Raw genomic sequence first — 23651 nt, forward strand, 5'->3', positions numbered from 1 at the left:
TCAGCGCCCCTGGAAGACGGCTGCGCGGCGCTCGATGAAGGACTGGATGCCCTCCTTCGCGTCGGCGCTGGACAGCACGCGATCGCGGATTTTCGGGATGTAGGCGATCGCAGCCGCCTCGCCGCCTTCGATATATTTCGCCGCCGCCTCCTTGGTCACCTGGATGCCGAGCGGCGCGTTGCGCGCGATGATGGCGGCAAGTGCCATCGCCCGCGCGACCTGTTCGCCGGGGGCCACGACCTCCTGGACCAGCCCGATCGCCTGAGCGCGCTCGGCGGAAAACTCGTCGCACAGGAACAGATGATACATCGCATCGCCCCAGCCGGCGCGCGAGAGAAAGCGGAAATGCGCGCCACCCAAGGGCGCAATTCCGCGCTTGGCCTCCATCTGGCAGAAGCGCGCATCAGAAGCCGCGACCACGATATCGCCGGCGAGCATCAGCTCGATGCCGATGGTGAAGACGATGCCCTGCACGGCGGTGACAACGGGTTTGCGACAGCGCTTGGCAAGACCGAACGGATCAACATTGCCCTCCTTCATGTTCATGTTGCGCTTCTCCGCGGTCGGACCGAAGAATTTCGGCATGTCGAGACCTGCGGTGAAATCCCTGCCCTCGGCGCAGATCACGCCGACACGATAGGCCTCGTTGTCGTGCAGTTCGGTGAGCGCATCGGACAGTTGCTCCATCATCGCCGGCGTGAACGCGTTCTTCTTCGCGACATTGTCGATGATGATCTTGAAGACGTGGTCGTGCACCTCGGTGCGGATCTGACCTTCGGATGTCATGGCGGGTCTCCCTGATGCTGCCGGCGCGGCTTCTCTGCCCGCACCCCTCGAATATGACGCACGTCATATTTGAGCTTGCCCTCGACTATGTCAACTGTCATATTCGCGGCATGACCACCACACGCGACAAAATGATCGCCGGCGCGGCCGACCTGATGAGCCGCCGCGGCGTCAATGCCACCAGCATGCGCGACGTCGTCCACTACACGGCGACGCCGCGCGGCTCGATCAGCCATCATTTTCCGGAGGGAAAGCGGCAGTTGATCACCGAAGCCGTGACCTTCGCCGGCAAGGCAGTGTCGATTCCCCTGGAGAAGGCCATGAGCGAACGCGGCGTGATCGGCGGCTTGAGGGCTTTCGCCGCATCCTGGCGTCGCCGGCTGGAAGCGACCGGCTTCGAGGCCGGCTGTCCGGTGCTCGCCGTCGCCGTCGACCGCTATGTCGGCGAAGCCTCCGACAAGGACGACGAGACGGCGCAGCAGCAACTGCTCGACCTCGCCGACGGCGTGTTCGCCGATTGGCGGCGGATCATGCACGCGGCCTTGCTGCGCGAAGGGCTGGCCGCGGACCGCGCGGAACGGCTCGCAACGCTCGTCGTCGCCTCGATCGAGGGCACCGTTGCGCTGTGCCGCGCAAGCCGCAGCGCGGACGCGCTCGATCAGGTTCAGGAGGAGCTGGAGACAGTCCTGTCCGCCGCCCTCGCCCGCACCACCAGATAGATTGGATAGGCACCGATGGATGTGTCCCGGCAACGCGAGCTCGCCCGCCACCTCGCCGATTTGCGTCGCAACGCCCGGCAGCGAAGCGGCCTCGATGAGCGGCTTGTGCCGCCGGATGCCGACACCGCGTATCGCATTGCGCGCATGGTCGAAGAGGAATTGGGCTGGGACGTCGTCGGCTGGAAGATCGCCGGCATGAAGCCCGGGCTGCAACGCCAGCTTCGCACCTCCTCGCCGATCTATGGGCGCGTGTTCGCGCCGCTGATCAAGGCCTCGCCCGCGCGCGTCGAGCACGCCCGGCAATGCAGCCCGATTCCGGAAGTGGAGTACCAGGTGCGCCTCGGCGCCGATCTGCCGCCCCGCGCGCAGCCATATGCGATCGACGAGGTCGGCGATGCCGTTGCGTCCCTGCATCCGGGCATCGAACTCGCCGAGTGCCGGTTCGTCCACGACGCGGCGTTTCCGCCGATGCCGGCGATCCTGGCTGACGGCGCGGGCTCGGGAACGATCGTGCTTGGCGACCCCATCGCCGACTGGCGCAGCCGCGACGTCGCGGCCCAGGAGGTCGTGCTCACTTGCAACGGCGTCGAGAGGCGCCGCGGCAGCGCAGCGGAGGCAATCGACCATCCGCTGGTGCCACTGACCTGGCTCGCCAACGAACTGTCGCGGACCGGCATCGGTCTCAAGGCCGGGCAGACGATCAGCACCGGCACGCTGACGGGCATGCTGCGACCGAAGGCGGGCGAGACCTATGTCGCCGATTTCGGTCCGTTCGGAACCGTGAGTGCAGCCTACACCTAGCCGAATGGACGCATGCAGGTGAAGCATGCCGGGCGGCAGCGTAAACCGGCGATTAAGACGGCGCCCCTATCGTTCGCGCAGAATTTTTTTCTCCACCTGCGCAATTGCCGGACGAATCATGAAAATCGGTACGCTGCTGACCACCGCCATCGTCTCGCTCTCGACCGTCGGCGGCGGCCTCGCCGTCTACGTCGCGGTCACGAAATACCAGACGATGGACAGGATCGCCGAGGCGCAGGGCCGGCTCGCGATCGTCCGCGCCGTCAGCGACATCCCGCGCTATCTCAATCCCGAGCGCGGCTTCGCCACCAACATCATGTACGGACCGGCGACCGTCGACCCCGCGCAGCTCACCGAGCATGACAAGCTGCGCAAGCAGACCGACGGCGCGCGCGACAAGATGAACGCGCTGCGCAAGGAGCTGCCCGGCTCCTTCGACGACGGCAACGCGATCGGCAGCAACATCGACGGCATCAATTCGAAATTCACCGCACTGCGCGACGCCATCGACAAGGCGATCGCAGGACCGGCGGATGTACGCAAGGACGCCGCCAAGAAGATCGTCGCCGACAATGCCGTGCTCAACGCGGGCGTGACCGCGCTGCTCAACGAGCAGGTCCGCCGCATGGCGATCCTCAACGGCGATGCCTATCGCCAGTCCAACTACGCCAACATCGCCATGACGCTGCGCGACATCGGCGGCCTCAATTCCAGCGTGCACAAGAACCTTGTCGGCGCCAAGAAGGTCGCCAACGATTCCGAGAAAGCCGATATGGCCCGCATGCAGGGCCGCAACGACCAGATCGTGATGTCGCTGATGGAACTGCGCGGCAATCCGGCAACGCCATCCAACGTCGCCGCGGCGCTCGAGACGATGAATGCGAGCTATGTCGAGGAATTCGGCCGCGAGATGAAGCTCGTCAAGGACGGCGCGCTCAGCGGCAAGTACGAGCACGATGTCGAGACCTTCTACGTGGCTTCCCAGAAAGGCCTCGGCTCGATCATCGGCGTCCGCGACGCCTTCTACGACAACGCCGAGCAGATCCTCTCCGGCGCCTCCGCCGCCGCGCGCACCAGCTTCACGATCGCGCTCGTCGGTCTCCTCGCCGTGCTGATCGCCAGCGCCGGCCTCATCGTGATGGTCCGCCGCCGCGTCTGCGCGCCGATCGTCAGCTTGACGACCCGGATGTCGCGGCTCGCCGACGGCGAGGTCGCGCAGGAGATCCCCGGCGCCGAGCGCTCCGACGAGATCGGGGCGATGGCCGCGGCCGTCCAGGTGTTCAAGGACAACATGATCCGAGCCGACCGGCTCGCGGCCGAGAAGCAGGCCGAGAACGACGGCAAGATGCGCCGCGCCCAGGCGCTCGACGAGCTGACCCGCGCCTTCGAGGCCAAGGTCACCGAGCTCGTCGGCGGCCTGTCGCAGGCCTCCTCCACCATGGAGACCACGGCGCAGTCGATGACCTCGACGGCCGCCCAGACCAACAGCCAGGCCGCGGTCGTGGCCGCCGCCTCCGAGCAGACCTCGACCAACGTGCAGACGGTCGCAAGCGCCACGGAAGAGCTGACCTCCTCGATCGCCGAGATCGGCCGTCAGGTCGCGCAATCGACCGAGATCGCGGCCCGCGCCGTCGACAACGCCCGCCGTACCGGCGACACCGCACGCGCTCTCGCCGAGGGCGCGCAGAAGATCGGCGACGTCGTCACGCTAATCCAGAGCATCGCCGAACAGACCAATTTGCTGGCGCTCAACGCCACCATCGAGGCCGCCCGCGCCGGCGACGCCGGCCGCGGCTTTGCCGTCGTGGCATCCGAGGTGAAATCGCTGGCCGGCCAGACCGCCAAGGCCACCACCGAGATCTCCGAACAGATCAATGCGATCCAGTCCGCCAGCGACGAGACCGTCACTGCGATCCGCAACGTCGCCGACGTCATCGCCGAGATCGACCAGATCGGCACCGCGATTGCGGCCGCGATCGAGCAACAGGGGTCGGCGACCAGGGAGATCTCCCGCAGCGTCCAGGAAGCCGCCCGCGGCACTCAGGAGGTCAACACCAACATCACGGGCGTGCAGCGCGCCGCCGACGACACCGGTGCAGCCGCCCAGGAAGTGCTTGGCGCCGCCGAACAGCTCTCGACGCAGTCGCGCGATCTCGCCGGCCAGTTCGACCGCTTCCTCGGCGAAGTCAGGGCGGCTTAGAGACGCGCGCAGTTCAATACGGCGGCGCCTTGCGCGCGCGCTGGGCCTTGGCCGCTTCGATCCACCACAAGAGATCGTCGGCGAAGCGCGGGAACGAGCGTTCCAGCGCCTTGCCGCCGTCGCCGATCGGCTCGCTCTCGGCCGACAGTGTCTGGGCGATCGGACCGACGCCGATGGTGCTCGAGATCACCACCATGCCCATTTCCGACAGCGTGCCGTGCCACGCGGTCGAAGCACGCGCGCCGGACAGCCTGCCGGCGGAATAGCTCACGATCGCGGCCGGCCGCCAGAACCACTCTTCGAGGAAATGGTCGGTGAGATTCTTCAGGCCGGGCTGAATGCCCCAATTATATTCGCCGGTGACGAAGACGAAACCGTCGGCGCCGCGGATCTGGCCGGCGAGCTTCTCCAGCGCCTCGGGCGCCGTACCCTTTGGGTGCTCCTTGTACATGCGGTCGAGCATCGGCAGGCCGATCGCCTTGGCGTCGATGAACTCGACGTCTTCGCCACGCTTGCGCAGGCGATCGATGACGAAATTCGCCAGGCGGATGCCCATGCGGTCGGCCCGGTAGGAACCGTAGAGGACGAGGATGCGATTGCTCATGGCCGGCAGGCTAACACGAAACCGGACTCCGGTCCCAACCCCTTATCGCCTGCGGCCGCGCTCCAACGTTTCCGACGGCGTCTCGCCGAACTGATCGCGATAACTGCGGGAGAAATCGCTGAGGTGCCAGAAGCCGAACGCGAGCGCGACGGCCTTGACGCTGTCGGCACCGGCAAGCAGCCGCTGGCGCACCAGCCACAGGCGGCGCAGGCGCAGATAGCGATGCAGGCTCATGCCGCGATAGCGGCGCACGACATCGTGCAAGGTTCGGACGGAGAGATCGAGCTTGCGCGCGACCTCCTCGCTGTAGATCGGCTGCGAGAGGTCGTCTGACAACAGCGCGCGGATGTCCTGGAACAGCTTGAACTGCCGCTCGTCATTCGGCCGCTGGGTCCAGCGCGCCTGCACGATGTCGGCGAACGCGGCATCGACCGCAGCGAGCAGGGATTCCTTCATTGCCGCCGCCTTCAACGGCACCTCGGCTGGATCGATCGGCTCGGCCGCAGCCGCCAGCACTTCCCCGACCACCTTCCGCAGCCAGTTCAGCGCCGACGGACTGGTCTCGAATATCTTGAAGCTGGAGTTCGTCACGGGCCAGCCGCGATCCTTCACCTCGGGCCGGAACACGACCGAGGCGATCTGCCGCTGCACTTCCTCGATCGTGTTGTAGGCCGCCCCGCTGCTGCCGATGACGATGACGGCGCGGTCGCGCTGCGCGCCGTTGAAGCGGATCGGGATTTCGAGCTCGTCCATCGCGAAGCCCACCGCCGTGCAATCGGCAACGAGCTGCGCGTCCACGACGCGCGGAAATGACCGCGTCATGTTCACGTCGCAGCCGGGCAATTGCAGAATGATCTGCTCGGCCGCAATGCTTCGCACGAACGGCGTGAACTCGTAATCCAGGCCGCGGATCGAACTGCGAAACTCGTCGACGTCGGAGAAGCGAAATATCTTTGGCGCCAGCGCTGGCGCAGCATCACTGTTGTTCATGACAAATAAAAAACCGCACCAGGAAACGGCGCGTGTCCGGCAATACGCCGATCTGAATTCCTCCTGTGAACCCCCATTCGCGCGAAGGACTCATCCGAGCCCCTCTCGCTCAGTTGGCGAGTGTCCGGCGCAAAGGACAAGCGGAGCGTTCGCCTCCTGCCAAATTTCGATAGCGTTTCCAGCGCAGTAGGCGGTGCGCAGATACCCCGGGAGGGCGAGGGCTAAATTTCAAATTAACGCATCTCTGGCGGAATGAGGGGCGTTAGTTCGTCGAAGTTTATTTGAGTACAGGCCCCTGCCATGATGGCAAATTCGCCTGCTGATATTTTGGTCGAATTGGAAGCGGCTGTCGCAACGTGTCCGCTTGACCGTTGCGCTCGCATCCTTTCCGGCATTTTGCAGTTGCTCACTGGCAGCCGCGACCGATCTCAGGAACTGCTCTGCGGCGTGGTCGATGGCGTTCTGCTGCGCCTGACGGAACGGGTCGAGGTCGGCGTGCTGATTGAGCTCACCACGACGCTTGCCGACCTCAAGGTCGCACCGCCACGGACATTGCGGCGCCTTGCCTCCCACGACAACGCGGACGTCGCATGTCCCGTGCTGCAGAGATCGCAGGCACTTGCCACGGCCGATCTGGCGGCGATCGCCGCCTCATGCGGCGAGCGGCACCAACGCGCCATCGCGGCGCGTGACTGCATCGAGCCTGATGTGACCGAGGCACTGATCAAGCGCGGCGCGCATCTCTTTCATGCGCTGATTAAGAACCCTGGAACAAAATTCTCCGAGGCAGCTTACGCCACCCTCGCCGGGGCCGACCAGGACGGCGAGATTGCGAAAGCGCTGGTGCTGCGGCCGGGTACCCCCGACCTGATCGTGCGGAAGCTGCTCTCGACCGCACCCGCCAAACCGGCGCCCGTCCGGGCAGCCCCCGCCAAGCCCAATGCCTCCGCCGTCGCTCCCGTGCAGGCAGTCGTCGCGGCCCCGCCAAAGCCGCCCTCCTCCGCCGACTATGCAAGCGCCAGACCCGAGATCGTTGCGTTAAGCCGCGTCGGCAAGCTCAACGATTCCACCGTGAATCGCTTCGCGATCCGCGGCGAGACCGCCAATCTCTTCACCGCCCTGTCGGTGCTGTCGGGCGCGCCGATCGAGATCGTCGAACATGTCATGAGCGATGACGATTGCGAGGGCCTGGTGATGGCCTGCCGGGCGTCGCGCCTGAACTGGGCGACCACGCTCGCGATCTTGAGCAATCGCAACGGCCCCCGGCTCTCCTTTGCCCAGCGCGAACGCGCGCAGCTGATGTTCGAAACGCTTCTCTTGTCGACCAGCCAATGGACGGTGCGCTGGGGGGAAATCGCAGCAAGCGCCAACACAGGCGATCCGGGACATCGCGGCGCAAAAATGGGGGTTAGCCGATGAAGTTCGATGGCCGCAAGGACTCTCGTGTGAAAATGGACCACCGGCAACCCGTCAATTTGATGGGTTCGGACGGCACCTGGCGGCGCAGTTGCGTCCTGCTCGATGTATCGAACACCGGCGCCAAGATCGAGGTCGAGGGCACACTCGACGTACTGCAAGCCAAGGAATTTTTCTTGGTGCTGTCGTCGACGGGGCTGGCGTATCGGCGCTGCGAGCTGGTCTGGATCGATGGCACAATGGCCGGCGTTCACTTCATCAATGGCGATACAAAGAAAAAGCTGACGAGTGCGAAGGCGGACGTCGCACCGGCCAAGTAGGCCAACCGGTTCAAGAGATCATCACGCTCGTTCAATTCCAGTACCTCAGTAAAGTCCATGTCACCCGTGCAGAACGCGCGACCCATCACCAGCCCCATCAAAGGCGACGGCGGCATCCGAACGGCGCAATCGGCACGCCCCTTCGTGCATGTGCTGGCGGATTCCTCCGACAAATTGTCAGGCATCTGTTCGGCTCTCGAACAGCAATTCGCCGTTGCGGGCGAACGGCTCGACGCGGAAGCCAAGCTGTCTCAGGCGCCGTTCGCCATCGTCATCCGCGCGGAGTTGCGCGACGTCGACAATATCGCGGCGATCAAGAAACGGTCCGCCAGGCTGGCAAAGGCCGCCAAGCGCATCTTCCTCGTCGAGCACTCCTCGCATGTCTGCATCTCGCAAGCCTATGCGCTCGGCGCGACGCTCGTGCTTCCCGGTCCGCTCAACAAGACCAAGCTGCTGGCGGCACTGGCCGATCCGGTCGAGCCGGCCGCGGACTCATCGGGCGGTTCGCCCCGGCCGGACAACGCCGTCGAGACAGCTGCCACCGCCATCGCATCGATGTTCACGGCCGTGACACTTGGCCAGCCCCTTGACGTCAACGGCACCAAGGAAGCCGGACGCCAGATTGCCGACCGCATCACCGAGCATGGCCTGACGGAATGGCTCACGACGGTACGGCGCCACCATGAGGGAACCTATCAGCACTGCTTGCTCGTGACCGGCGTTGCCATCGACTTCGGACTCAGTCTCGGCGTCGGACGAATGGATCTGGAGCGCATGTACACGGCCGCCATGTTCCACGACATCGGCAAGGCGCAGATCCCGCTTGCGATCCTCGACAAACCCGGCCGCCTCGATCCCGAGGAACGCACCATGATCGAAACCCACCCGACGGCGGGTTACGAGTTCCTGAAGGATCACGAGCAGATCACGCCGGAAATTCTCGATGCCGTCCGGCATCACCATGAATATCTCGATGGCAGCGGCTATCCGGATGCGCTAGCCGGCGAGAGCATCAACGATATCGTGCGTATTCTCACGATCTCGGACATCTTCGCCGCGCTGATCGAGCACCGGCACTACAAGCCGACGATGCCGCGCAACGAGGCCTATCAAATTCTCTGCGGCATGACCGGAAAGCTGGAAAAGGCGCTGGTCACATCCTTCAAGGAGGTCGCACTCTCACGCTGAGCGCGCGCCCAACAACCTGAAGGACGACGGCGATTCATCCCGATCTCAACGCGCTTTAATGCGTAGCGCGGTATTTGATGCGGCGCGGAATTGAACGAGAGGCCAACCCTTCGGCAAGCAGCTTCATATCCTCGCGCCGGCCACTGCGAACCAGCCTGCTGAACTCTTCAGGAGTGAAGGGAAGGCTGGGATCATCATCGATCGGACCACGCACCCGCGGGCCGAAGAACCATCGAACCAGGCTAGCCAGCCGCCGCATGTCAATTCCCTCGCGCCAGCAACAAACCTTTGAGTCCGCGTATTGTTCCTCCTGCACGGAAGAGATTGCAAGAGGCCGTAACGAGTCCGCACGAAAAATTTCGTGACGGAATAATCGCCTCCGACCTCTCGATGTCAGTCGGCGAAACCGACGTAGCGGACGAACTCGTCATTACCCTCGCGATCCGAACGAACGGCATTCGCGGCAAAGTTGTCGTCGGGATAGCCCATCGCAACGCAGGTCATGATGACTTCGTCTTCCGGGATCTTTGCGACTTCGCGCACGATGTCGGAGCGCATGATGCCCTGCCCGTTGATGACAGAGCCGAGCCCGCGGTCCCAGGCTGCCAGCACGATGCCGTAACAGAGTGCGCCGAGATCGAAATGACAGACGGCGCCGGGATCGAGCACGCGGTCATAGGTGAGCACCAGCGAGACCGGCGCGTCGAACTGGCGGAAGCCGCGCAGCACCCAATCCTGCCGCATCGGTTTGTCGTCGCGCGCAATCCCCATCGCGCCGAACAGCTTCTTGGCGATGTCGACCTGGCGGCTACGATGGATGCCCTGATACTCGCCATGGCTGATGATGTCGCGCTTGACCTTTGCGCCCCCGATCATCTCCTCCATGTTGCGGCGGCGCACTTTCTTCTAGCGGCGCGCCGGTCAGCACGTGAACATGCCAGGGCTGGGTGTTCATCGACGACGGTGCGCGCTTGGCGCTCTCGATGATCGCTTCGACCACGGCGCGGGATACCTGCCGCTGCTTGAAGCCGCGCACGCTGCGGCGCGACTGGACCAGCGTTTCGAATTCCACCTCAGGACCTCCCTGCCCGTTCATTCATCTGCATGACATCTGCAACACGTCTCCGGTTGCCGATGCGGCGCGCGAAATCTATGATACCCCGCAAGCAAGACCAAAAACCCTGTAAGGACCCTACCATGGCCGCGCCGCTCGATCCCGTCATCGCCCAGATCATTCCGCTGCTGCCGCTGCGCGATCCCACGACGATGACGCCACAGAGCGCCCGCGATTCCTTGCGTGCACTGGCTGCCTCACGTGCCGCCGTCCCGCCGCCGCCCGTCGACGCCGTGCAGGATATCAAGGTGAAGGGCGGCGCCGGCCCGCTCGATGCACGCGTTTATCGCGTCGGCAGTGCGCCCGCGCCCACCGTTGTGTTCTTCCACGGCGGCGGCTGGGTTGCGGGTGACCTCGAGACCCACGACCGACAGGCGCGCAATCTTGCGATCGAGACCGGCGCGGTCGTGGTCTCCGTCGACTATCGTCGCCCGCCGGAGACACGCTTTCCCGGCGCCTTCGACGACGCCTTCAATGCTGCGAGCGACGTGTTCAACCGCGTTGCGGAATTTGGTGGGGATGCCAGGCGTCTTGGCGTTGCCGGTGACAGTGCCGGTGGCAATCTGGCGGCCGCCACTGCGATCGCCTGCCGCGATTCCGGCATCAAGCTCGCCGCGCAGCTCCTGGTCTATCCCGTCACCGATGTCGTGGGCTCCTATGCCGACGCGCGCGAGAACGCGCGCTTTCCGTCGCGCGCCGAAAATGCAGATGGCTACTTCCTCTCGCGTGCCGTCATGGAGTGGTTCGCCGGCCATTATCTCGCCGATGCCGGTCACGCCGCCGACTGGCGGGTCTCGCCGCTGCGTGCCGCCTCGCTCGCAGGCCTCGCCCCCGCGATCGTGACCACCGCCTGGTACGACCCGCTCCGCGACGAAGGCACAGCCTATGCGCGGGCGCTGGAGACGGCCGGCGTACGGGTGAAGCATCACGAGGGCGCCGGCCTGATCCATGGCTATTTCGGGCTCGGGGACGCCTCCGATGTCGCCCGTGCCGAAGCACAGCGTGCACGCGCCGACTTCAAGGCCTTGCTCGCGCGCGGGGTCTGATCGCGTTGCGGCCCGGCGGATTCGAATTGCGACCTCATCTGGTCCGTATCGTCAGCCTGATCGCAGCCCTGCTGCTGTCGATACACGCCGTCGCGGCCGCGCCCCAGACCGTCTATTTCCGCAGCGCCGACGACCGCACGGCGCTCACCGCCTATCTGTTCCAGCCGGGCACGCCCGGCCCCTGGCCCGCCATCGTCATGCTGCACGGGCGCGGCGGACCGTACTCCAGCAATGACAATGAAGATTGCACCTTCGTTGGCGCCGGCACCACCTCACCCTGCAATGCGAACACCTTGTCGAAGCGTCATGCGATGTGGGGTGAATATTGGTCGGCGCGCGGCTACCTCGCTTTGCTGCCGGACAGTTTTGGCCCGCGCGGCAAGGCCTATGGCTTTGGCCGCTTCACCCATGGCGACCCCGACCGCGCCGACGTCAACGAAACCGACGTGCGCCCGCTCGACGCCGAAGGCGCGCTCGCTTATCTGCGCGGCCGCAGCGACGTCCTCGCCGGCCGGATCTATCTGCAAGGCTGGTCCAATGGCGGCAGCACCGCGCTGAACGTGATGATCCGGCAAGCAAGCCAGCAGGGCAATCCGCCGGGCTATCGCGGCGCACTGGTGTTTTATCCGGGCTGCGGACAGACCGCCCTGCTCGCATCGACCATCTCGACCACGGCGCCGATCGCGATGTTCCTGGGCGCCGACGACGAGGAGGTCTCGCCCGCGATCTGCCAGCGCGTCGCCGAGCGCTCACGGCAGGCGGGCAGCCCCGTCGACGTCACCCTCTATCCCGGCGCCACGCATGATTTCGACGAGCCGTCGTCGCGGCGGCAATCCGCGCTGGGCAATCAGGCGGCCATGAACGATGCCCTCGTCAGGGCCGCCGGCATCCTCGACCGCTGGAAAAAATGAAGCGAGGACCGATACCGCACCGCGATCCTGCTTGATTGCGCCACGATTCCGCGCTCCAATTCGCAGCGCCATCTTTTTGGTTTAGGGAGACACCCATGATGAAGCGAATTTTCCTGGCTGCGATCGTTGCCACCTTTGCAGCAGGCTCGGCCCTTGCCGACGACACCTGCGAGAGCAAGGCGGTCGGCAAGGACGGCAAGGCGCTCGCCGGAGCGGCCAAGACCTCGTTCATGAAGAAGTGCAAGGAAGACGCCTGCACGCCCAAGGCCGTCGGCTCCGACGGCAAGGCGCTCGCCGGCGCCGCCAAGAACAGCTTCATGAAGAAGTGCGAGATGGGCGCGTAAGGCGCTACGAATTCGCTGCCGCTTTAGCGGGCAGTCAGCAAACGAACTCCGTCATGGCCGGGCAGAAGCGCGTCTTCGCGCTTCTGCCCGGGCATGACGACAAGCCGCCTCCCCGCGCGAGCCGCGCACCGCAATCAAATCATCCCTCGACATTACAACCCTAGACAGACGCCGTCGGCTGACGGATCATGGCGTGCTGAGCGAAATGGGGCGCATCGACCAGGCTTTCCAGGAAAGGGACGTCAAGATGTGGCAACTTCGAGTGCATCATCCGATCATGGCGACAGTGAGCTTGCTGTTCGCGCTGCTCATCAACTTTGACGTCGCGAACGCGAGGGGCGTCGGTCTGCCCAACGTCATGGTTCTGGCAACCGGCGGCACCATCGCCGGCACCGGGGCAAGCAGTACGACCGTGGTCGGTTACACCGCGGCCACGGTGGGCATCGAGACCCTGCTGAACGCGGTACCCGAACTGAAGACGGTGGCCAACGTCAAGGGCGAGCAGGTTTTCCAGATCGCCAGCGAGAACATGAACAATGACTACTGGCTGAAGCTTGCCAAGCGCGTCAACACGCTGCTCGCGCAGGACGACGTCGACGGGATCGTCATCACGCACGGCACCGATACGATCGAGGAGACCAGCTATTTCCTGGATCTCGTGGTCAAGAGCAAGAAGCCCGTCGTCATCGTCGGCGCGATGCGGCCGTCGACCGCGATCAGCGCGGACGGACCGATCAACCTGTTCAATGCGGTGATCCTCGCAGGCAGTGAGGAGGCGGTCGGCAAGGGCGTGCTGGTTGCTCTCAACGATCAGATCAATGCGGCGCGCGAGGTCACCAAGAACAACACCTCCACGGCCGACACTTTCCGCACGCCTGAGCTCGGCTTTCTCGGCTACATGCAGGGAAACAGGCCGTACTTCTATCGTCAATCGACGCGCCGGCATACGGCCGATTCCGAATTTGACGTGTCCAACCTCGATACGCTGCCGCAGGTCGATATCGTCTACGGTTATGCCAACATGAACCGGGTCGCGGTCGACGCATTCGTCGCCGCCGGGGCCAAGGGGATCGTGCATGCCGGCGTGGGCGACGGCAGCCTCGCCCGGCCCGCGGTCGAGCCGGCTCTCGACGAGGCGCGCAAGAAGGGTGTCGTGATCGTTCGCAGCAGCCGCGTCGGCAACGGCATCGTCGCGCGTAATGGCGAGGCCAAGGACGACGAACACGACTTCGTCGTCTCGGATACGCTCAATCCGCAAAAGGCGCGCATCTTGCTGATGCTGGCGCTGACCAAGACGACCGACACCAAGGAAATCCAGCGGATGTTCTACGCGTATTAGAGCATCCGAAGCGCGGTCGCCGTAGCGCGACTTACGGACGCTCCACGACTTCGTCATGGCCGGGCTTGTCCTGGACATGACGGGGAGAAACGGCCCTACTCCCGCTTGAAGCGGTAGTCGAACGCGGCGCCGAGCGGCTTGATCAGGCCGACCGTCGGCGCCGGAAAGTGGATCGGCAGGATCAGCGTATCGGTGTCCGCGACCGAGGCGAAAAATTTCCGTCGCGACACCGCCGACTGCTTTGCATCCCAATCGGGTTTCGCCGACCAGTCCGGCTCGCGGCACTGGATCTGGTGATGCATGAGGTCGCCGGCGACCACCGCGCGCTGGCCCTTCGACAAGATATTCACGCAGCAATGGCAGGGCGAATGCCCGGGCGTCGGGGTCAGCGTCACGGTGTCGTCGAGCGCATAATCGTCGTCGACCAGCAGCGCCTGCCCCGCCTCGACGATTGGCAGACAATTGTCACGAAACACCGTGCCGGGAGGGTTGTTGCCTTTGGCATTCTCGGCCTCCCAGGCCGCGTACTCGCCCTTGTGGAAGACGTATTTCGCGTTCGGGAATGTCGGCACCCAGCGACCGTCGCGCAAGGTGGTGTTCCAGCCGGTGTGATCGATGTGCAGATGCGTGCAGAAGACGTAGTCGATCTGCTCGAAGCCAATGCCGAGCGCGAACAATTCGTTGCGCCAGCGCTCCTTGCCGGGAAAGTCGAACGGCGGCGGATGGCCCTTGTCCTCGCCGGTGCAGGTGTCGACCAGGATGGTGTAGCGTGGCGTGCGCACGACGAAGGTCTGATAGGTGATGACCATCATGCCGCGCGCGGGGTCGAACACCTCCGGCTCCATCGTCGGCAGATGGTGCTTGAACACGCCGTCGTCATAAGCCGGGAAAAAATCTTGCGGCCGCCGCCACGGCCCTTCCCGCTCGATCACCGCATCGATGGTGATGTCGCCGATCCTCAACTGCTTCACGCGCCTCTCCTGATTTTTCTCAAGCGTAACGAACGGGTTCGCAGCGTTCAAGGCGCCTAAGCGCAGGCCTGCGTTGCCGAGTTCCCCTCGCGCGCGCGACTGAGGTTGGGTTGGACTCTTGCGACAACATCCTCGCGCCGACGCGCATGCGTCGCTCAAGCGTCACACGCGCGTCGTCGGCCGCACTCGATACTCCACGTGTCATTCCAGGTGAAACGCGCACAGATTGCGCGAAGCAAAACACGGGGCTGCACGTGGACAAGAAGAAAGTTTTCTCGCTGATTTCGTCGCTCTCGCTCGCGGCATCGCTGGCCGGCACTGTGATGCCTGCCCATGCCGACGAGGATAACGGCCGCGACCGCGGTTCCGACAATTCGCGTGACCACGATCACGGCAGGCACCACGGGCATCGCTCGCCGCCGGTGGTGCTGATCTCGCTCGACGGGGCCAAGCCCGATTTCATTCAGCAATTCATCGCGGAAGGCGTGCTGCCGCGCGACGGCGGGCTGGCGCGACTGAGCCGCCATGGCGCGATTGCCGTGCAGAACATCACGGCCTCGCCCTCGCTCACCGCGGTCTCGCATATCGAGATCGCGACCGGCTCGACCGCCGTTCACAACGACATCCCCTCCAACACCTTCCAGGCGATCGTCGGGCCAGCCACCTCGAGCCTCAGCGGTTTCGCCGCGCCGATCGGCGGCTATCGCGAGAGCCCGCTCGGCCCCACGTCACGGCCGACGGCCTCGCCGCTGTGGGTGCAGTTGCGCCAACAGGGCAAGAAAGTCGTCACCGCGACCTGGCCGGGGGGCGACGGCGCCGACATCTCGATCAACGGCACCGTGGTGCAACCGGCCCAGCCGATCCGCGTCACCGACTACACCGTGCCGTTCGGCGCCTTCGGCGGGCTCGGCGCCCAGGGCTTTTCGCTGGCCCGGACCGACTTCACCCCTGATGCGGCGGTGGCCACGGCGCTGCAGGCGGCCGGCCGCTTCTCGTTCAGCCCGGTGCTGGCGACGACAAATCCGATCGAGAGCTTCTCCTGCGCGTCGGCCTCGACCGCAACCTGCACCAGCGCGGCGACGCTCGACCTCAAATACGCGATCCGCGTTGCCGCACTCGACACCACCAACGACAACGTCGCGAACTACGACACGCTGGTGTTCTTCGACGCCACGCGCGGCATCACGGCAGGACCGTTCGCGCCGCCGGCGACTGGACCTGCCTATGTCAAGTTCGGCGGCGAGAACGCGCCTTTCTTTTTCGACGGCAGCGGGGCGAAGGTTGGCGCTGCGTACTTCGTCTCGCAGCTCGCGCCTGATCTCTCGGTGGTGCGCTTTGCCCGCTACGGCGCCAACTACATTCCGCGCAACGCGCCGGTGCTGGCCGATGTCGACGACATCAACAACAGCATCGGGTTCTGGCGCCCGCAGGCCGATTTCCGCATTCCGGAGCGGCTGAGCCCGGGCTTCACCAACTTCCCCGATGTCGAGATCGAGGCGATGTTCGAGGACATGGTGAAAACCTTCGTGCGCTACCAGGCCGAGATCGGCGAGCGCGCGATCCAGAACCATCCCGACGCCGACCTCGTGATGGTCTATATCGAGCAGCCCGACGGCTCCGAGCACCAGTTCCTGCTCACCGATCCCCGTCAGGGTACCAACCCGAAGGACCCGAACTCGATCGGCGCCAACCAGGATCCGGCCAAGGTCGCGCGCTACGCCTCCTATATCCGCTTCGCCTATCAGACCGCCGACAAGGCGGTGAAGCGGATCGCCGATGCGGCCGGCCCCGACAGCAACGTCATCGTCGTGTCCGACCACGGTTTTGCGCCGTTCCACACCTCGGTCAGCATGACCAACATCCTGAAGAACGCCAGCATCGACACCTCCAAGGTAGCGATCCGCACCTCAGGTCCCGCAGCCAACATCTACATCAACCTGCAACAGCGCGAGCAAGGCGGCACCGTCGATCCCGCCACCTACCAGGCGCTGCTGGCGCAGATCACCGCGGCCGTGCAGAACGCGGTCGACCCCAACCCGAAATTCAACGGCTCGCTCGACAACGGGAAGATCTTCACCGTGGTCGAGACCCGTCCCGCGCAATGCGAGGCCGGGCTCGGGCAGTGCACCAGCAAGACCATCGGCCAGGACTTTGGCGATGTGTTCGCGCTGATGGCGCCGGGCTACAATTTCGACGGCATCCAGAACCCCGGCGTCGCCCGCCTCGGCGATGCCGCATTCAGCGCGGCCACCACCGCGCTGTCGATGCCCAATTTCTACGGGGCCCACGGCCACGATCCCAAGCTGCCGGTGATGAGCGCGACCTTCATCGCCTCCGGCCCCGGCATCCGCGACAACACCACGATCCGCCGCATGCACAATCTCGACGTCGCCCCGACCATCATGCAGATCCTGGGCGTCAGGCCGCACGGTGTCGATGGCGAAGTGCTGAACGAGATCTTGCGGTAGCGATTGAGAGCGACACGGATGGGCGCCGATCGGCGCCCATCCCGGCTAGCTCCGCAGCCCCGGCGCTTCCTGCCCGGTCCGCGCGACGTATTCCGTGTAGCCGCCACCGTACTGGTGGATGCCTTCCGGCGTCAGCTCCAGCACGCGGTTCGACAAGGTCGCCAGGAAGTGGCGGTCATGCGAGACGAACAGCATGGTGCCTTCGAAATCGGCCAGCGCCGTGATCAGCATTTCCTTGGTGGCGAGATCGAGATGGTTGGTCGGCTCGTCCAGCACCAAAAAATTCGGCGGGTCGAACAGCATCTTCGCCATCACCAGCCGCGCCTTCTCGCCGCCTGACAGCACGCGGCAACGCTTCTCGACGTCGTCGCCGGAGAAGCCGAAGCAGCCGGCGAGCGCGCGCAAGGACCCCTGCCCCGCAGTCGGAAACTGGTCTTCCAGCGACTGGAACACGGTGCGCTCGCCGTCGAGCAGATCCATCGCGTGCTGGGCGAAATAGCCCATCTTGACGCTGCCGCCGACCGCCACCGTACCCTGGTCCGGCTCGCTTGCGCCGGCAATCAGCTTGAGCAGCGTCGACTTGCCGGCGCCGTTGACGCCCATCACGCACCAGCGCTCCCTGCGCCGGATCATGAAATCCAGCCCGTCATAGATGCGCTTGCTGCCATAGCCCTTGTGGACACCCTTGAGCGCAACGACGTCCTCGCCCGATCGCGGCGCCGGCAGGAAGTCGAACGCAATCGACTGGCGGCGGCGCGGCGGCTCGACCCGCTCGATCTTGTCGAGCTTCTTGACCCGGCTCTGGACCTGGGCGGCGTGCGAGGCGCGCGCCTTGAAGCGCTCGATGAACTTGATCTCCTTGGCGAGCATCGCCTGCTGGCGCTCGAACTGCGCCTGCTGCTGCTTCTCGTTCAGCGCACGCTGCTGCTCGTAGAACTCGTAATTGCCGGTATAGGTCGTCAGCGAGCCGGAATCGATCTCGACCACTTTCGAGATCACGCGGTTGATGAACTCGCGGTCATGCGAGGTCATCAGCAGCGTGCCTTCGTAATCGTGCAGAAATTTTTCCAGCCAGATCAGGCTTTCCAAATCAAGGTGGTTGCTCGGCTCGTCGAGCAGCATGACGTCGGGACGCATCAGCAGAATGCGGGCCAGCGCCACGCGCATCTTCCAGCCGCCGGAGAGTTTTCCGACGTCGCCGTCCATCATCTCCTGGCTGAAGCCGAGGCCGGACAGCGCTTCGCGCGCACGGCCGTCGAGCGCGTAGCCGTCGAGCTCCTCGAAGGCGTGCTGCACCTCGCCATAGCGGGCGATGATCTCGTCCATCTGGTCGGCCTTGTCGGGGTCGGCCATGTCGGCTTCGAGCTGGCGCAGCTCGGCTGCGACCTCGCTGACGGGACCGGCGCCATTCATCACCTCGGCCACGGCGCTGCGACCGGACATCTCGCCGACGTCCTGATTGAAATAGCCGATGGTGATGCCGCGATCGGTCGAGACCTGCCCTTCGTCGGGCAACTCTTCGCCGGCGATCATCCGGAACAGGGTGGTCTTTCCGGCCCCGTTCGGGCCGACGAGGCCGATCTTCTCGCCCTTATTAAGGGCGGCGGAGGCTTCGATGAACAGGATCTGGTGGCCGGCTTGCTTGCTGACGTTGTCGAGGCGGATCATGAGGTCTTTTGGGGGAATTATTGCGTTGCGGCGTAATAGGCCATGCGGGCCGCCAAAGGAAGCCCGGCCGGGCCCGGGTTTTGTTCCCTCCTGACAAATCCTTAGCAATTTTCGGCCAAAAGCGCGGGTGGCGACGCCCAGCGATTCCGACGGGCGTCCGTAGAGCTGAGATGTGACCCGGGGGACGACCGATGAGAACTCGCTTTGGCCTGGCCATGGCCGCCGTACTGATGCTCGGCGGCAGCGCCGCAACCGCCCAGACCCTGCCCGACTACATGGCGCCGATCTCCGGCAAGACCAACGCCGCGCCGGGCGACGTCGCCACCAGGGACGTGCTTGCGCTGAACACGGCGATGTTCGAGCTCTATGGCGATGCTGCCAAGGTGTTCCAGAAGAACATCCTCGACAAGCACCCTGTCATCCTCGGCCTGTTCTCCGGCGCCGGCGGACGGCTGATCCTCTATAGGCCGGGCCAGCCGCCGCTCGACGCACCGCAGGTGCCGATCGTCTATCAGCTGCTGAAATCGGTCGGCCACAGCACCATGGCGCTGGCCGAGGTGGTCGGCCCCTATGTCGACAATCCCGACAACAAATCCTGGCGCGGCGCGATGCTGGCCTTCCGCAGCCGGATGCAGTCGGCGCTGGACAGCCTCGACGCCACGCCGATGCAGGCCGACTGGCGCGACAACAACCGCACCATCCTGAAGAACAACATCGCCTTCATGGACGAGTGCCTTGCGAGCGGCGTCATTCCGTTCGCCAGGCTGGAGGCTTTCGGCAAGCAGCAGGCCCCGTTCCTCGCCAGGAACGTCGCATGGGCGGCCCAGACCCAGGTCGCGCACTGGATGGGCGTGCTGGCCGACTGGAAGGCGCAGCTCGGCCCCGACTGGGAGAAGACCTATGCCGCCAGCAACACCATCTACGTCGCGCGGCAGAACAACGTGATCTTCAGCGTGCTCGCCCAGTTCTTCGGCCCCGACGCCATCAACACGCGCCTGCTGCTGATCGAGACGGTCTCGTTCACCACGACGCCGGCGGACATGCTGGAATCGCTGACGCGGATCATCGCCGATCGCTCGGTCGGCGCACTGTTCTTCGGCAACTATCATCTGATGGACTACGAGCTGATGGGAGGCGACGCGCGCGCCGCGATCATCACCGAAACAGCAAAGCGCGGCATGACGCCGTTCCTGCCGCCGCTGGTCCCGTTCGGCTCCAAGCAATGGCCGACCCTGGTCACGCCCGGCCCCGGGCCCGCGACCATCGCCGACCTCAAATAGGGCTTGATGTTGCGCCGGATGAGAGGCGGCTGCGTTCGCCGCAGCCGCCTTCACCTCTCGTAAACGGCCGCCCTGTTCTATTCGCCCATGGGCGAATCATGACAGCCTCACGCCAGCGTTGGCGCGTAGCTGTGGTCGCGATGCCGTCAGCATCGTGAGCCCCGAAAGACCTTGTACAAGGATGAGATCATGCGGCCTTCGCGACGCGAGTTCGTGAAGTGGTTATCGGCAGGCGGCATCTCGGTCAGCCTGTCGCACCTTGCGACGGCGGCGAACGCGCCCTTTGCGTCACACGAGACGCTGCCTGGCCGCGGACATTTCAATCCAGCAACAAAAGGCGCAGGCCGCGTCGACGGCGTCGCCAAAGTCACCGGCGCAAAGCTCTACGCCTCTGATTTCCGCGCCAACGATATGCCCGGCTGGCCGCAGACCACCTCGCACGCGATTCTGGTGCGCGCCAATGACGCCACCCATGTTTATACCGGCATGGACCTCGCCCGCCTGTCGGGACCGCTGAAGCCGTCCGTCGTCGTCACCGCCAGCGATCTCGACCGCATCGGCACAGAGGTGCCGGAATTCTATGCCGGCGATCTGTTCTGCCCGCTCGGCAAGACGCCGCTTTATCTCGGCCAGCCGGTCGCGCTGCTGATCTTCGAGAAGTTCGACGCCTACGATCAGGCGCGCCTCGTGCTGCGTGACGGCACCTTCGTCAAGTTCGGCGAGGAAACCGGCCCGGTGATCGCGCCCGATTACGGCTCCTATCGTTTCACCCGCGTCGCCGGCCCCTCGCCCGACAAGCCCGACGTCTATTCGCCGATCCAGGCCGGCTGGGTCTCGCCCAAGAAGGTGCAGAACGCCGCACTGCCGGTGTGGTCGCCGCTCGCCAAGGACATGCCGGCCGGCTACGTCAAGGCGGCCAGGCTCGGCGACCAGATCCGCAGCGAGCTCGCCGCGGACAACGCCTCTCTCCTCGTGCTCGACCGCGAGTTCGAGACGCAGTCGGTCGACCCGATGTTCCTGGAGCCGGAGTGCGGGCTCGCCTGGTACGCCGGCAAAGGCGGCAATCTCGAGCTGGTGCTCGGCGTGCAGTCGCCTTATGAGGCCGCGGAGTCGCTGGCGCATCTGCTCGGCAAAGCGCGCGCGCCTTACAAGCCCTCGCATATCAACGCGCAGTTCGCCCATGTCGGCGGCGGCTTTGGCGGCCGCGACCATACGCCGTTCATCCTGTACGTCGCGCTCGCCGCGATCTGCTTCCCGGGCAAGCCAGTGCGGCTCGCGCATGATCGCTACCAGCAATTCCAGGGCGGCATCAAACGCCACCCGATCAAGATGCGCTCGCGGATCGGCATCGACCGTCCGACCGGCCTGATCAAGGCCTTCGCCGCCGATCACGTGCTCGACGGCGGCGGCCTTCAGAATTTCTCCGCCAACGTCGCGGTGGTCGCCGCGACCGGCGCGATCGGCATCTACGACATCCCCAAGGTCGACGTCACCACGATCGCGCTGCATTCGCGCGGCGTCACCGCCGGCTCGATGCGCGGCTACGGCACGCTGCAGACCATGACCGCGCTCGAAGCGCTGATCGACGAAGCGGCAAGCGAGCTCAAGCTCGACCCGATCGAATTCCGCCGCCGCAATGCACTGAAGCAGAACGGCCGGACCATGACCGGCAATCCCTACATCGTCTCGGTACGCACGCCCGAGATTCTCGACAAGCTCGAGAAGCACTCGATCTGGCAGCAGCGCGCCGAGCTCAGGCAAACCTCGGGCGATCGGCTGGTCGGCACGGGTGTGGCCTGCGTCACCAAGGATTATGGCTCCGGCGCGGACTGCTCGCTCGGCCGCGTCGAGCTCGGCGCCGACGGCAAGATCGCGATCTTCTGCGACCATGTCGAGATGGGCAACGGCATCGGCACGGCGCTGGCGAACCGGGTCGCCGTCCATCTCGGCGCCATCGCCGACGAGGTCTCGGTCGCCCGCGTCGACAGCTACGACGTGCTCGGCCTCGTCACTTCGGGCGATCCCTACACGATGGACCAGAAGACCCAGGATGCGGCGGAACGCAATCCGCGCTGGGTGCCCTCGATCTCCTCGGCGACATCGGCCTCGATCGGCGCCCATGTCGGCACGCACTCCTCGGCGGAAGCTGCCCGCGTGATCTTCCGCTTCGGCCTGTGGCCCGCGGCGCTGGAGCTGTGGCGCATTCCCAGGACCGATCCGCGCGCCAAACAATGGGCCAATGCGAGCTGGCAGAACGGCCAGCTCACCATGCCCGGCCTCGAACCGCTGGCGCTGCCGGCGCTTGCCGCGACCGCACATGCGCGCGGCTTCGTCACCGGCGCGGTCGCGCATAGTTTTTCGCGCTGGGCCTGGTCGCGGGCGCGCTTCCCCCTGTTCGGCGAGCAATACCGCGCCGAGATCGACGCGCTCGCGATCCGCCGCGGCAATGACAAATTCGAACGGATCAACCGCATCAGCGTCAAATTTCCGCCGACCGACAACAACCGCATCGGCACCGCCTACACCTCGATGTGCGGCACGCTCGTCCGCGTCGAGATCGAACGTGCCTCCGGCGCGCTTCGCATCGCCAAGGCCTATAGCGTGTTCGAATGCGGCACGGCGCTGGTGCCTGAGGTGGTGATGGGCCAGTCGCATGGCGGCTTCGCCATGGGTGTCGGCTACGCGCTGTTGGAAACGCTGCCGCCGTTCGAAGGCGGCCCCGGCAACGGCGAGTGGAATCTCGGCCGCTACCTCGTCGCGCGCGGCTCCGACCTGCCCTTGCGCGACCTCGAGATCGAGATGCTGAAGCCGCTCACCCCGGACGAAGCGCCGAAAGGCATGGCCGAAGTCGTGATGATCCCGATCGTGCCGGCGCTGATCAACGCCATCCACGACGCCACCGGCCACCGTTTCCGCGCGCTGCCGGTGACTGCAAACCTCCTGAAGGGAGTGCTCGCGTGACGACCCTCAGCCTCACCATCAATGGCCAGAAACATGGCCCGATGGATGTCCGCGACGATCTCTCGATGAACGATTTTCTGCGCGAGATGCTCGGCATGACCGGCACCAAGTTCGGCTGCGGCGCCGCGCAATGCCTGAGCTGCGCCATCATCGTCGACGAGCCGGATGGCACGAGCTACACCAGCCCGACCTGCGTCGCGCCGGCGGTGAATTTCGACGGCAAGTCGATCCGCACCGTGGAAGGTCACGCCAGGGACGGCCAGCTCTCGGCCCTGCAGCAGGCTTTCATCGATCACTTCGCCTTCCAGTGCGGCTATTGCACCGCCGGCTTCCTCAATGAGGGCCAGGTGCTGCTCGAACGCCTGTCGCGCGCGCCTGTCGCCCGCGAGGCACTGGAGCAGACCATTGCGGATGCGCTCGACGGGCATCTCTGCCGTTGCACCGGCTACATCAAATATCACGAGGCGGTGCGCGACGTGATCCTCGCCGATTCCAGTCGCTATCTCGTCGCCACCAAATGAGTGC

The 23651-nt window shown here is 65.1% G+C and carries 20 protein-coding genes and 1 pseudogene; 14 read left to right on the top strand and 7 right to left on the bottom strand.

The annotated features are described in order from the left end of the window. Positions 1-786, bottom strand: a complete 786-nt coding sequence (locus QA645_RS24105; protein ID WP_283044182.1) for a crotonase/enoyl-CoA hydratase family protein — start codon at positions 784-786, stop codon at positions 1-3. 110 nt (positions 787-896) lie between these two features. Between QA645_RS24105 and QA645_RS24110 the strand changes: the two genes are divergently transcribed. The 3 genes from QA645_RS24110 to QA645_RS24120 all read left to right on the top strand — a co-directional run bounded on the left by QA645_RS24110 (position 897) and on the right by QA645_RS24120 (position 4506). Beyond that, positions 897-1505: a helix-turn-helix domain-containing protein gene (locus QA645_RS24110; RefSeq protein ID WP_283044183.1), complete on the top strand. Its 609-nt coding sequence runs from the start codon at positions 897-899 to the stop codon at positions 1503-1505. A gap of 15 nt (positions 1506-1520) precedes the next feature. Then, a complete protein-coding gene (locus QA645_RS24115) occupies positions 1521-2306 on the top strand; it encodes a fumarylacetoacetate hydrolase family protein (protein WP_283044184.1) in 786 nt (261 codons plus the stop codon). Between the two features lie 118 nt (positions 2307-2424). Next, positions 2425-4506 carry a HAMP domain-containing methyl-accepting chemotaxis protein gene (locus QA645_RS24120; RefSeq protein ID WP_283044185.1) on the top strand — a complete coding sequence of 694 codons (2082 nt, stop codon included), beginning with the start codon at positions 2425-2427 and terminating at the stop codon, positions 4504-4506. A gap of 13 nt (positions 4507-4519) precedes the next feature. Here QA645_RS24120 and QA645_RS24125 read toward each other — a convergent pair whose 3' ends face one another. Next, on the bottom strand, positions 4520-5110 hold the full coding sequence (locus tag QA645_RS24125; protein WP_283044186.1) for an NAD(P)H-dependent oxidoreductase: 591 nt from the start codon (positions 5108-5110) through the stop codon (positions 4520-4522). A gap of 42 nt (positions 5111-5152) precedes the next feature. Next, positions 5153-6100, bottom strand: a complete 948-nt coding sequence (locus QA645_RS24130; protein ID WP_254131094.1) for an AraC family transcriptional regulator — start codon at positions 6098-6100, stop codon at positions 5153-5155. Between the two features lie 300 nt (positions 6101-6400). Here QA645_RS24130 and QA645_RS24135 point away from each other — a divergent pair, with 300 nt between their 5' ends. The 3 genes from QA645_RS24135 (at position 6401) to QA645_RS24145 (ending at position 9024) form a co-directional block, all read left to right on the top strand. After that, positions 6401-7519, top strand: a complete 1119-nt coding sequence (locus QA645_RS24135) for a DUF2336 domain-containing protein (protein ID WP_254193424.1) — start codon at positions 6401-6403, stop codon at positions 7517-7519. Then, the gene (locus QA645_RS24140) at positions 7516-7836 is read left to right on the top strand and encodes a PilZ domain-containing protein (protein ID WP_254131092.1); all 321 of its coding nucleotides are present in this window, start codon (positions 7516-7518) and stop codon (positions 7834-7836) included. Before QA645_RS24135 ends, QA645_RS24140 begins: the two co-directional genes overlap by 4 nt. A gap of 66 nt (positions 7837-7902) precedes the next feature. Beyond that, positions 7903-9024 carry an HD domain-containing phosphohydrolase gene (locus QA645_RS24145; RefSeq protein WP_283053307.1) on the top strand — a complete coding sequence of 374 codons (1122 nt, stop codon included), beginning with the start codon at positions 7903-7905 and terminating at the stop codon, positions 9022-9024. A gap of 55 nt (positions 9025-9079) precedes the next feature. Here QA645_RS24145 and QA645_RS24150 read toward each other — a convergent pair whose 3' ends face one another. Further along, positions 9080-9283 carry a hypothetical protein gene (locus QA645_RS24150; protein WP_254131091.1) on the bottom strand — a complete coding sequence of 68 codons (204 nt, stop codon included), beginning with the start codon at positions 9281-9283 and terminating at the stop codon, positions 9080-9082. A 134-nt stretch (positions 9284-9417) separates the two neighbouring features. Further along, positions 9418-10096, bottom strand: a pseudogene (locus QA645_RS24155) (nitroreductase). Between the two features lie 125 nt (positions 10097-10221). Here QA645_RS24155 and QA645_RS24160 point away from each other — a divergent pair. From QA645_RS24160 to QA645_RS24175, 4 genes are all read left to right on the top strand, one after another. Beyond that, complete coding sequence (locus QA645_RS24160; protein WP_283044187.1) at positions 10222-11184, top strand: alpha/beta hydrolase; 963 nt, start codon at positions 10222-10224, stop codon at positions 11182-11184. Positions 11185-11210: 26 nt separating this feature from the next. Then, a complete protein-coding gene (locus tag QA645_RS24165) occupies positions 11211-12095 on the top strand; it encodes a dienelactone hydrolase family protein (protein ID WP_283044188.1) in 885 nt (294 codons plus the stop codon). Between the two features lie 95 nt (positions 12096-12190). Further along, a complete protein-coding gene (locus QA645_RS24170) occupies positions 12191-12439 on the top strand; it encodes a hypothetical protein (RefSeq protein WP_148777798.1) in 249 nt (82 codons plus the stop codon). Positions 12440-12686: 247 nt separating this feature from the next. Beyond that, the gene (locus QA645_RS24175) at positions 12687-13778 is read left to right on the top strand and encodes a type II asparaginase (RefSeq protein WP_283044190.1); all 1092 of its coding nucleotides are present in this window, start codon (positions 12687-12689) and stop codon (positions 13776-13778) included. Positions 13779-13873: 95 nt separating this feature from the next. Here the strand turns inward: QA645_RS24175 and QA645_RS24180 are convergent, their stop codons facing one another. Continuing rightward, positions 13874-14749 (bottom strand): MBL fold metallo-hydrolase, encoded by an 876-nt coding sequence (locus QA645_RS24180; protein ID WP_283044191.1) that lies wholly within the window; start codon positions 14747-14749, stop codon positions 13874-13876. A 254-nt stretch (positions 14750-15003) separates the two neighbouring features. On the opposite strand from QA645_RS24180, the gene QA645_RS24185 reads away from it, so the two are divergent. Next, complete coding sequence (locus QA645_RS24185; RefSeq protein ID WP_283044193.1) at positions 15004-17217, top strand: alkaline phosphatase family protein; 2214 nt, start codon at positions 15004-15006, stop codon at positions 17215-17217. A 45-nt stretch (positions 17218-17262) separates the two neighbouring features. Here QA645_RS24185 and QA645_RS24190 read toward each other — a convergent pair whose 3' ends face one another. Beyond that, positions 17263-18885 carry an ABC-F family ATP-binding cassette domain-containing protein gene (locus tag QA645_RS24190; RefSeq protein WP_254193419.1) on the bottom strand — a complete coding sequence of 541 codons (1623 nt, stop codon included), beginning with the start codon at positions 18883-18885 and terminating at the stop codon, positions 17263-17265. A 191-nt stretch (positions 18886-19076) separates the two neighbouring features. On the opposite strand from QA645_RS24190, the gene QA645_RS24195 reads away from it, so the two are divergent. The 3 genes from QA645_RS24195 (at position 19077) to QA645_RS24205 (ending at position 23647) form a co-directional block, all read left to right on the top strand. Beyond that, on the top strand, positions 19077-20165 hold the full coding sequence (locus tag QA645_RS24195; protein WP_283044195.1) for a hypothetical protein: 1089 nt from the start codon (positions 19077-19079) through the stop codon (positions 20163-20165). 189 nt (positions 20166-20354) lie between these two features. Beyond that, the gene (locus QA645_RS24200; RefSeq protein WP_283044196.1) at positions 20355-23126 is read left to right on the top strand and encodes a molybdopterin cofactor-binding domain-containing protein; all 2772 of its coding nucleotides are present in this window, start codon (positions 20355-20357) and stop codon (positions 23124-23126) included. Beyond that, complete coding sequence (locus QA645_RS24205) at positions 23123-23647, top strand: (2Fe-2S)-binding protein (protein ID WP_254131082.1); 525 nt, start codon at positions 23123-23125, stop codon at positions 23645-23647. The genes QA645_RS24200 and QA645_RS24205 overlap by 4 nt, the downstream gene beginning before the upstream one ends. Positions 23648-23651 lie beyond the last annotated feature (4 nt).

It is taken from the genome of Bradyrhizobium sp. CIAT3101 (assembly GCF_029714945.1).
Classification (GTDB): Bacteria; Pseudomonadota; Alphaproteobacteria; order Rhizobiales; family Xanthobacteraceae; genus Bradyrhizobium.